This is a genomic window from Phenylobacterium sp., assembly GCF_030697925.1.
Lineage (GTDB): Bacteria > Pseudomonadota > Alphaproteobacteria > Caulobacterales > Caulobacteraceae > Phenylobacterium.
This window is the reverse complement of the sequence record NZ_JAUYOJ010000246.1, coordinates 1-10,243: the sequence shown is the minus strand read 5'-3', so window position 1 is coordinate 10,243 and position 10,243 is coordinate 1. Positions and strand designations below refer to the sequence as shown.

8 protein-coding genes are annotated in these 10,243 nt (G+C 68.8%); 5 read left to right on the top strand and 3 right to left on the bottom strand.

Features of this window, described 5'->3' with window-relative positions:
- Window positions 1-257: 257 nt before the first annotated feature.
- Window positions 258-1,091 carry a 2-keto-4-pentenoate hydratase gene (locus Q8Q88_RS24360; protein WP_305677768.1) on the bottom strand — a complete coding sequence of 278 codons (834 nt, stop codon included), beginning with the start codon at window positions 1,089-1,091 and terminating at the stop codon, window positions 258-260.
- A gap of 129 nt (window positions 1,092-1,220) precedes the next feature.
- Between Q8Q88_RS24360 and Q8Q88_RS24355 the strand changes: the two genes are divergently transcribed.
- Entirely contained in the window at window positions 1,221-2,543 is a 1,323-nt protein-coding gene (locus Q8Q88_RS24355) for a polysaccharide lyase family 1 protein (RefSeq protein WP_305677767.1), read from the top strand.
- Here the strand turns inward: Q8Q88_RS24355 and Q8Q88_RS24350 are convergent.
- Window positions 2,540-3,928 (bottom strand): mannitol dehydrogenase family protein, encoded by a 1,389-nt coding sequence (locus tag Q8Q88_RS24350; protein WP_305677766.1) that lies wholly within the window; start codon window positions 3,926-3,928, stop codon window positions 2,540-2,542. The genes Q8Q88_RS24355 and Q8Q88_RS24350 overlap by 4 nt on opposite strands.
- A complete protein-coding gene (locus Q8Q88_RS24345; RefSeq protein ID WP_305677765.1) occupies window positions 3,925-5,403 on the bottom strand; it encodes a UxaA family hydrolase in 1,479 nt (492 codons plus the stop codon). Before Q8Q88_RS24345 ends, Q8Q88_RS24350 begins: the two co-directional genes overlap by 4 nt.
- A gap of 149 nt (window positions 5,404-5,552) precedes the next feature.
- Between Q8Q88_RS24345 and Q8Q88_RS24340 the strand changes: the two genes are divergently transcribed.
- The 4 genes from Q8Q88_RS24340 to kduD all read left to right on the top strand — a co-directional run bounded on the left by Q8Q88_RS24340 (window position 5,553) and on the right by kduD (window position 9,976).
- Window positions 5,553-6,575: a LacI family DNA-binding transcriptional regulator gene (locus Q8Q88_RS24340; protein WP_305677764.1), complete on the top strand. Its 1,023-nt coding sequence runs from the start codon at window positions 5,553-5,555 to the stop codon at window positions 6,573-6,575.
- 122 nt (window positions 6,576-6,697) lie between these two features.
- The gene (uxaC, locus tag Q8Q88_RS24335) at window positions 6,698-8,137 is read left to right on the top strand and encodes a glucuronate isomerase (RefSeq protein ID WP_305677763.1); all 1,440 of its coding nucleotides are present in this window, start codon (window positions 6,698-6,700) and stop codon (window positions 8,135-8,137) included.
- A gap of 224 nt (window positions 8,138-8,361) precedes the next feature.
- Window positions 8,362-9,207, top strand: coding sequence for a 5-dehydro-4-deoxy-D-glucuronate isomerase (gene kduI / locus Q8Q88_RS24330; RefSeq protein ID WP_305677762.1), 846 nt, complete (start codon window positions 8,362-8,364; stop codon window positions 9,205-9,207).
- Window positions 9,208-9,214: 7 nt separating this feature from the next.
- On the top strand, window positions 9,215-9,976 hold the full coding sequence (gene kduD / locus Q8Q88_RS24325) for a 2-dehydro-3-deoxy-D-gluconate 5-dehydrogenase KduD (RefSeq protein ID WP_305677761.1): 762 nt from the start codon (window positions 9,215-9,217) through the stop codon (window positions 9,974-9,976).
- The last annotated feature ends 267 nt before the right edge of the window (window positions 9,977-10,243 follow it).

Below are 10,243 nucleotides of genomic sequence, written 5' to 3'. Positions count from 1 at the left end.
GGCGTAGTCGGTCTCGCTCCAGCCCATCTCGTCGGACATGAAGGGCTTCAGCACGCCCAGCATCTGGCGGTCGACATAGTTGATGACCACGGCCGTGAAGAGCAGGCCGCAGATCACCCACCGGCGGCGGGTCATCTTGCCCTCTTCGAAGGCGGCGGTTTCGACGGTGGTCATGGCTTGCGCCCCTAAAACGTTTCGACCCGCGGCGACATGTTCTGCTCAAGTCCCGCGCTGTCGCCCGACGCGGGACCTTGGTGTCAGGTGTCGGCCGCCGTCGCCGGATAGGCGCGGCAGGCGATCTCGCCCACGCCGGCGAACCGAACCGCGCCGTCCTGGCCCGCCACGATGTCGTGTATGCCGGCGGCGGCGCCGGTGCAGACATACATGCCTTTGCGCAGCGGCCGGCCGCGCGCGGCCACGTTCTCGGCCAGCAGCCGCAGGGACTGGATCGGCCCGCCGGGCAGGACGAAGGCGCCGCCCTCGCCCACGCGCTCGCCGGCGATAATGGTCTCGCAGCGAAGCATTTCCAACGGAATGGCCCGCCAGTTCTCGATGGGAGCGCCGACCATCAGGCCAGCGTTGTTGCCGAAGTCCGAGACCACCGCGGTGGGCCCGACGATGTTGATGCTGGCCAAGGGGCTGCCGGCGGGCTCCATGCCGATGTGCATGGTTTCGATCAGCGCGGCGGCTTCCTCCGGCGTCCAGGCGAGCTTGTCGGCCGGGGCGTCGTGGGCCAGTCGCAGGACGTACTCGGCCTCCACGGCGGCGAACCCACCCACGAACACCGGAAACTCCGTCACCTCGCCGGGCTTCACGTGCCACAGCGCCTTGGCGAAGATCGGACCGAAGATGCGGTTGGCCCGCAGGCGCGGCTCGTGCTCGGGCGGCACCCGGCCCACCTTCCAGCCGACCACCTCGTCGGGCCAGAGGTCGAGGGCCGCGTCCTGCACCCGGTAGGCGGTGGCCAGATCAGTCGGCAGAGGGCCCGGAAACTCGAGCAGGGCGCTCGCGGCCCGGCGCGCGCGGACGAACCGCTCGGCGACGGAAGCCACTGGATAGCCTTCGGCCGAATCCGCCGCTGGGACGCTCACGCGCAAAAACCCTCCCAAAATTCCGCCTCGAACGGCGCTGTTGTCTCTAAAGGAAACCGGTGTCATTTTCAAATCAAGCCCAAATCGGCACGATTTTGCCAATGACCGCATCGGGCGTGGAGTGAGACGATGATCAGGACATTGGGCTTGGCCGCGATAGCGGCGCTATGCATGGGCGCGACGGCCCCATCCCCCTCCAAGGCGTTTCCCGAGGCGCTGGGCTGGGCTGCGGCCACGCCGGGCGGCCGGGGCGGCCAGATCCTGCGGGTCACCACCCTGGCGGCCGACGGTCCGGGCTCGTTCCGGGCGGCGGCCGAGGCCAAGGGCCCGCGAATCATCGTCTTCGAAGTGGGCGGAGTGATCGACCTGGGCGTGAAGACGCTGACTATCCGCGAGCCGTTCCTGACCATCGCCGGCCAGACCGCGCCCTCGCCGGGGGTGACCCTGATCCGCGGCGGCCTCGACATCGCCACCCATGACGTCGTGGTCCAACACCTTCGCGTGCGGCCCGGCGAGGCGGGTCAGGCGAAGAAGGGCGGCAAGGATTTCGATTCGATCTCCACCCAGGGCGTGTCGTTCAACATCGTGATCGACCACAACAGCCTGACCTGGGGCACGGACGAGAATCTCTCGGCTTCCGGGCCCCGGTTCGTAGGCAAGACGCCGGACGAGTGGCGGGCGGGCACCAGCCGCGCCATCACCTTCTCCAACAACATCATCGCCGAGAGCCTGGGCTATTCGACCCACGCCAAGATCGAGCACTCAAAGGGCTCGCTGATCCACGACAACGTCACCGACATCCTGATCGTCGGGAACCTCTACGCCCACAACTACGAGCGCAATCCGCTGTTCAAGGGCGGGGTGCGCGGGGTGATCGCCAACAACCTGATCTTCAATCCGGGCCAGCGGGCGATCCACTACAACCTCATGGCCGCGGAGTGGGGCGAGGCGGCCTGGCAGGTCGGCCAGGTGGTTGCCGTCGGCAACGTCCTGCGGGGCGGACAGGATACCCCGGCTGGCCTGCCGTTCTTCCAGCTCGGCGGCTATGGGGACGTGCAGTTCTACGGCAAGGACAATATTGCCGTGGACCGGTTCGGTGTCCCCTTGCCGATGTTCGGGCGCTACACCACAGCCCCGGCCAGGATCATCCAGGTGAAGACGCCGCCGCTCTGGCCGCAGGGGTTCACGCCCATGGCGGCCGTGGACGTCCAACAGTCGGTCCTGGCCAAGGCCGGGGCCCGGCCCTGGGACCGCGACGCCGACGACGTGCGGCTGCTGGCCGACGTCGCTGAAGGGCGCGGCGAGATCGTCGATTCGGAGCAGGAGCTGCAGGGCTATCCGCATCCGCAGGAGACCCGGCGGCCCTTCGTGGAGACCGACTGGAACCTGGACGACATGACGCCGAAGCGGCCGGAGGTGCTGGATTTAGGCGCCAAGGCCAAGGGCACCTAGGCAGGCAGGGCGTCGTAGGCGATCTGGACGGCCGTCCGCCACGCCGCGTTCCCCGCCAGCGCCCGTGGAAACACCTCGCCCAGTTCGAGGAAGGCGTCGACGCCGCGCCGGTTTGACAGCTTGCCCGCCAGGGGATCGACCATCGCCATGCCCTCGCGGGTCCGCCGCTCCACGAACCGCATCCAGGCGGCGATCGGGACGGCCAGCCGGTCCACGGGACGCCCGGCGGCCAGGGCCTCGGTGGTGGTCTCCAGGATGCGGAATGGCAGCTTCTGCGAGCCGTCCCAGGCGATTTGGCTCAGCTTGTGGACGATGGCCGGGTTGCGGAACCGCCTCAGGACCTCGGCGATGTAGTCTCCGGCCTCGAGATCGAGGGTCGGCGCGATGTCCTGGCGCATCATGGCTTCGACGAAGGCCGCCAGTTCGGGATTGGCCATGGCCTCTGAGACTGTCTCGAAGCCCTGAAGCAGGCCAGCATAGGCCAGGGTCGAGTGGGCGCCGTTGAGCAGGCGCAGCTTGGCGCGTTCGAAGGCCGCGACATCGGGGGCGATGGTCGCGCCGGCTTCCCCCAGGACGTCGGCGGCCGAGCCCGCCTCGATCACCCATTGGACGAAACCCTCGCGCTGGACTGGCCAGGCGTCGATGAGGCCGACGGCCTGGGCCACTTCCGTCCGTAGGGCGTCGTCGGTGGCGGGCGTGATGGAATCGACCATGGTCGAACGGAAGGCGACCTCGCCCGCGATCCAGGCGGCGAGATCGGCGTCGCCGCGGGCGTTGGTGAACTGCAGGACCGCGCGGCGCAGGCGCCCGCCATTGTCCGAAAGATTGTCGCAGGGCAGGACCGTGAAGGCCGGCAGGCCCGCCGCGCGGCGCCGCGCCAGGCCCTCGACCAGCCAGCCGATGAAGCTGGCAGGCGTGTCCGGGCGCTCGAGGTCGTGGGCGATGTCGGGATGTGTCTCGTCCAGGTCGCCGCCCGGGGTCAGGCAGTAGCCCTTCTCGGTGACCGTGGCGGTGACCAGCCAGACCTCGGGCGAGGCGAGGCGGGCGAAGACGGCGTCCGGAGCCTGGGTGGCGGTCAGCACCTCGCGGATCGATCCGATCACCCGGAAGGTCGGCTGGGCCTCGCGCTCTGCCAGGACGTAGAGCCCGTCCTGGGGACCAAGCGCCTCGCGGACGCCAGGGCTCTTCAGCGAGACCGCGCTGACGGCGACGCCCGGCCGCTTGGCTAGCATCTCGTCGAAATACCAGGCCTGGTGGGCGCGGTGGAAGGCGCCCGGGCCGAAATGGACGACGCCGATCCGGGCGGCCTGCCGATCATAGGCGGGCAGGGCGATCCCCGGCCGGACGAGGTCCAGCCGAGCGGGGGTCAGGCGCGGCGGGCTCAAAGCGTGACGCCGCGCTTCCAGAGCGCGATCTCCCGCTCGCCGTTCTCCTCGGCGCGCGTCGTCCGGCCCGAGGCGGTGGCCAGGACGAGCGCCATGAGGCCTTCGGTCGCCTGGTCCAGGCTCTGGCCAGCGGCGATCCGTCCGGCGTCAAAGTCGATCCAGCGTGGCTTGCGCTGCGCCAGGCCCGAATTGGTGGCGATCTTCAGGGTCGGCGCGGGGAAGCCCAGAGGCGTGCCGCGCCCGGTGGTGAACAGGATCACGGTGGCGCCGGCGGCGGTGAGCGCCGTGGAGGAGACCGCGTCATTGCCGGGGGCTTCCAGCAGGACCACGCCGGCGCGGTCGGTCCGCTGCCCGTAGCGCAGCACCTGGGTCACCGTCCCGCGCCCGGCTTTCTGCACCGCGCCCAGGGATTTCTCCTCCAGGGTGGTGACCCCGCCCTCGATATTGCCGGGGGAGGGGTTCTCCGAGATCGGCTCGCCATGGGCGATGAAGTAGGACTTGAAGTCGTTGACCACCTCGACCACGGCGTCGAACACCGTCTCGTCGCGGGCGCGGGCCATCAGCAGGCGCTCGGCGCCGAAGATTTCCGGGATCTCGGTGAGGATGGCGGTCCCGCCGGCCCCGGTCACCGCGTCGGCCACCCGGCCCACCAGGGGGTTGGCTGTGAGGCCCGAAAAGCCGTCCGACCCGCCGCACTTGAGGCCGATCACCAGGTCGGAGACCGGGCAGGGGACGCGCTTGTCGTGCTCGGCGATCTCGACCAAGGCCTCCACCGCGGCCAGGCCCGCCTCGATCTCGTCGTCGGTCATCTGGGCGGCGAAGGCGCGCAGGCGCGCGGGATCGGCGCCGTCCAGACTCTCCAGCAGGGGGGTGAGCTGGTTGCTCTCGCAGCCCAAGCCGATGATCAGCACGCCCCCGGCGTTGGGATGGCGGGCCAGGGCCGCGATCATCCCCCGCGTCGCCGAAAGGTCGTCGCCGAGCTGCGAACAACCGAAGGGATGGGTGAGGGCCACCACCCCGTCGACCCGGCCGGCGAACCGGCGATTGGCCGCCTCAGCGATCTTCTGAGCCGTGCGCGCCACGCAGCCGACCGTGCAGAGCACCCAGATCTCGTTTCGCGTACCTACCCGGCCGTCGGCCCGGCGATAGCCCTCGAAGGTCGCGTCGCCGCCGGGGAGGGCCTCCGGCGCGCTCGGGGTGAAGCTGTAGGCTTCCAGTCCGCTGAGCGCGGTGGCCAGATTGTGGCTGTGCACGTGGTCGCCGGGGGCGATGTCGACGGTGGCCCGGCCGATCGGCCAGCCGTATTTCAGCACCGGATCGCCGGCCCTCACCGCGTTCAACGCCATCTTGTGCCCGGCCGGGATCGGGTCGCGCGCCGTGACGCCGCCTGCCGAATCGCCCTGGGCCAGTCCGACGAGGGCGGTGGCGAGATCGTCACGGGGATCGATGCGAAGGATGGTGGCGATGTTGGTCATGGGCTATAAATTGATACCGGTGTCATGACTTACGCAAGCGTCACTTGTTGCGGCGACGGGGCGCAGGCTATGAACATCCCCTAGGTACATTGTGGAAGAAGACACCCGTGGCGGCGCGCGAGGCAGGGACGAAACCGAGGCCGGCGGGCATGGAGGGCTCCTCCCGCCGCCCGACCATCAATGACGTGGCGCGGATGGCCGGGGTCTCCAAGAAGACCGTGTCCCGCGTCATCAACGAGAGCCCCTTCGTCAAGGAAGACACCCGCAAGGCCGTCCAGACGATCATTCGCGAGACCGGCTACGCCCCCGATCCCCAGGCCCGAGGCCTGGCCTTCCGCCGCTCGTTCCTGGTCGGGCTGATCTACGACAACCCCAATCCCCAGCACACGGTCAGCCACCAGCAGGGCCTGTTGGACGCCATGGCCGGCTCTGGATTCGAGCTGGTGGTGCGGCCGGTGGACCGGACCAGCCCGCGCCTGCTGGACGAGATGCGGGTGTTCATCGAGCGTCAGAAGCTGTTCGGCGTGGTGCTGCCCTCGCCGGTGTCCGAGGACGAGCGGCTGGCCGCCCTGCTGCAGGAGCTGGACGTTCGCTATGTGCGCATCGGCTCGGTCGCCCTGGACGAACCCGGCCGCATGCTGGTCAGCCACGACGGCAAGGGCGCGGCCGAGGCCGCCCGCCACCTGGCCGACCTGGGCCACACCCGAATCGCGCTGATCTCCGGCCCCACTAGCTTCCGATCGTCGGTGGAAAGGCGGAAGGGCTTCGAGGCCGGCCTGGCCGAACGCGGCCTGTCGCTGGACCCCGCGTTGGTGAAGGTCGGAGGCTACACCTACGAGTCCGGGGTCGGCGCGGCGAAGGAGCTGCTGGCGCTGAAGGCCCGGCCGACGGCCGTGTTCTGCCTCAACGACGAAATGGCCACCGGGGTATACACCGCCGCGCGCGAGGCCGGTTTGCGCATCCCCGAAGACGTCTCGGTGGTGGGCTTCGACGACTCGTCCATCGCCAGCCGGCTGTGGCCGCCGATGAGCTCGGTGCGCCTGCCCCTGCGCGACATGGGCCGCATCGCCGGCGAGATGCTGGTGCCCAATCCCATGCGCGACAAACCCAAGGTCCAGCCGGACATCCAGCCGGAACTGATCGTCCGCGCCTCCAGCGCCAAGGTGGGGTAGGGGCCGGCCGTCGTCGGACAGGCCCGCGCCGAAAGTTCATTGCCCCCAACAATGACACCGGTTACCTTGGGGCCAATCGAGCGTCAGGCTCGCGATCCGGAAACGCCGAAAAGAGGCCGCTGATGGCCAAGTCCCTGAAGTTGAACGACGACCGGCTGTTGCCGGTCGAGCCGGCGACGCGCGCCATCGCGCGGGCGCTCTACGCCGAGGTCCGCGGCCTGCCGATCATCAGCCCGCACGGCCACACCGATCCGGTCTGGTTCTCGCAGAACGCGGCCTTCCCCAACGCCACCGAACTGCTGCTGGCGCCTGACCACTACCTTTACCGGATGCTCTATTCGCAGGGGATCGCACTGGAGAGCCTGGGCGTGCCCGACCGTTCGGGGATGAGCAGCGCCGATCCGCGCGCCGCCTGGCGGATCTTCGCGGCCAACCAGCACCTGTTCCGCGGCACGCCCTCGTCCATGTGGCTGGGCCATGTGTTCTCCGAGGTGTTCGGCTTCGAGGTGCGGCTCGAGCCCGAGACGGCGGACTTCTATTTCGACACCATCAACGGGAAGCTGGCGATGCCGGAATTTCGGCCGCGCGCCCTGTTCGACCGCTTCAATATCGAGGCCCTGGCCACCACCGAGAGCCCTTCGGACAGCCTCAAGCATCACCTGGCGATCCGCGACTCCGGCTGGGGCGGGCAGGTGATCACCGCCTATCGTCCCGACCCGGTGATCGATGTCGAGCATGAGCAGTTCGGCCGGGCCATGGAGCGGCTCGCCGAGCTGTCGGGCGAGGACGTCTATTCCTGGCGCGGCTATCTGGAGGCCCATCGCATCCGCCGCGCCGCCTTCAAGGACGCCGGGGCCACCTCCACAGACCATGGTCACCCGACGGCCGCCACCGCGGACCTGTCGCCGGCCGAGGCCACGGCCCTGTTCGAGACGGTGGTTTCCGGCCGCGCTGGTCCCGCCGAGGCCGAGCTGTTCCGCGCCCAGATGCTGACCGAGATGGCGGCCATGAGCCTGGACGACGGCCTGGTCATGCAGATCCATCCGGGCTCGTTCCGCAACCACAACGCCGGCGTCTTCGCGGGCTTCGGCCGCGACAAGGGCGCCGATATCCCGACTTCCACCGACTATGTGCGGGCGCTGAAGCCGCTGCTGGACCGGTTCGGCAATGCGCCTGGCCTCTCGGTGATCCTCTTCACCCTGGACGAGACCGCCTATGCCCGCGAACTCGCGCCGCTGGCGGGGCACTATCCGATCCTGAAGCTGGGCCCGGCCTGGTGGTTCCACGACAGCCCGGAGGGCATGCGCCGGTTCCGCGAGCAGACCACCGAGACGGCGGGCTTCTACAACACCGTCGGCTTCAACGACGACACCCGCGCCTTCCTGTCGATCCCGGCCCGCCATGACGTGGCCCGACGTGTGGATTGCGGCTTCCTGGCCCGGCTGGTGGCCGAGCATCGCCTGGACGAGGACGAGGCCCGCGAGCTGGCCGTCGACCTCGCCTACAATCTTCCCAAGCGGGCCTACAGGCTGGATCGGCCCGTCAGGGCGATAGCCGCATGAAATCTCTCAGGACTAGAGCAGGCGCCCTTCTCCCCTTGCGGGAGAAGGTGTCGGGCGAAGGCCCGACGGATGAGGGGTCGCGCTCCGCTCTCCATGCGTTCTGCAAGGTCTATCCGGCGAGTTCCGAGAGACCCCTCATCCGACCCTGCTCCGCAGGGCCACCTTCTCCCGCATGGGGAGAAGGACCGAGCCCTCGCCTTTAGACTCCGATCAAGGACCCGACCATGTTCAAGAAGACCTTCCACGCCACCCATCCGGACATGATGAAGGGCGCCGACAACGAGGCCCTGCGCGACCGCTACCTGGTCCAGGACCTGTTCGCGGCCGACACGGTCAGCCTGAACTACAGCCACAACGAACGTTTCGTGATCGGCGGGGCCGCCCCGGTCTCCAAGGCCGTGAGGTTGCCCGAGCAGACCGAGCCGGCCAGCGCCGCCGGTCTCCCGTTCCTCGAACGCCGGGAGCTGGGCGTGGTCAATGTTGGCGGGGCCGGCAAGATCACCGTCGACGGCCAGGCTTTCGACATGGCGCCGCGCGACGGGCTCTATGTGCCGATGGGCTCCAAGGACGTGGTCTTCGAGAGCGCCGATCCGGCCTGTCCCGCCAAGTTCTACCTGGCCTCGACCCCGGCCCATAAGGCCTGCCCGATCACCAAGATCGCCATCTCCCAGGCCAATCCCCTGGAGCGTGGCACGCCCGAGCAGTCCAATGAGCGGACCATCTTCCAGTACTTCATCCCCGGGGTCTGCGAGACCGCCCAGCTGCTGCTGGGGGTGACCTTCCTGAAGCCGGGCAGCGTCTGGAACACCATGCCGCCGCACCTGCATGACCGGCGTTCGGAAATCTATTTCTACTTCGACCTGGAGGGGGACAATAAGGTCTTCCACTTCATGGGAGAGCCCGAGGCCATGCGCCATATCGTGGTCGGCGCCGACGAGGCGGTGATCAGCCCGCCCTGGTCGATCCACATGGGGGCAGGGACTTCCAACTACGGATTCATCTGGGCCATGGGCGGGGAGAATCTCGACTATACCGACATGCACGTCCTCGACATTTGCCAGTTGAAGTAGGCGGTTCATGTCGTTGCAAATGTTCGATCTTTCCGGCAAGGCCGCCATCGTCACCGGGGCAAACACCGGCCTGGGCCAGGCCATAGCCGAGGCCCTGGCCGGCGCGGGCGCCGACATCGCCGCGGTGGGCCGAACGCCGCCGGTGGACACCCGTTTCGCCGTCGAGGCCAAGGGCCGGCGCTTCCACGACATCACCGCCGATCTCGGGAGCCTGGAGCCGATCGAGCGCATCGTGGCCGAGACCGTCGAGCACCTGGGCGGGGTCGACATCCTGGTCAACAACGCCGGCATCATCCGCCGCAACGACGCGCTGGAGTTCACCGAGGACGACTGGGACGCGGTGATGGACGTCAACCTGAAGACCACCTTCTTCCTGACCCAGGCGGTCGGGCGGCGGATGGTTGAACAGGGGCGAGGCGGCAAGATCGTCAATGTCGCCTCGATGCTGTCCTTCCAGGGCGGGATTCGGGTGGCCTCCTACACCGCGAGCAAGAGCGGCATCGCCGGGCTCACCAAGCTGCTGGCCAACGAGTGGGCGGCCAGGGGCATCAACGTGAATGCTATCGCGCCTGGCTATTTCGCCACCAACAACACCGAGGCCCTGCGCGCCGACGAGGGCCGCAGCCGCGATATCCTGGCCCGCATCCCGGCCGGGCGCTGGGGTCGGCCGGAAGACCTGGGCGGGGCGGCCGTGTTCCTGGCCTCCAGCGCCGCCGACTACATGCACGGGGCGATCGTCCCGGTCGACGGCGGCTGGCTGGCCCGCTAGCCCCGCGGCCGACCGAACTTTCGAAGATGCTCCCCCTCTGGGGGAGCTCCCGGCCGCATGGCCGGGCGAGGGGGACTTTGACCCTTGCTTGTGGGCGGCCACCCCCTCCGTCACGTCGCCGAAGCCGGCGACGCGCCACCTTGTCTGTTGGAGCGGTGTTAGTCTGACGGTGTCTTCCGGGACGTCCGCCTGACGGAGCAACGCCAGGCGGACTGTCGGTGGAGGGACCGTCGCCACCTGAGCCTTTTGGGCTGTGGGGGAGCAGGG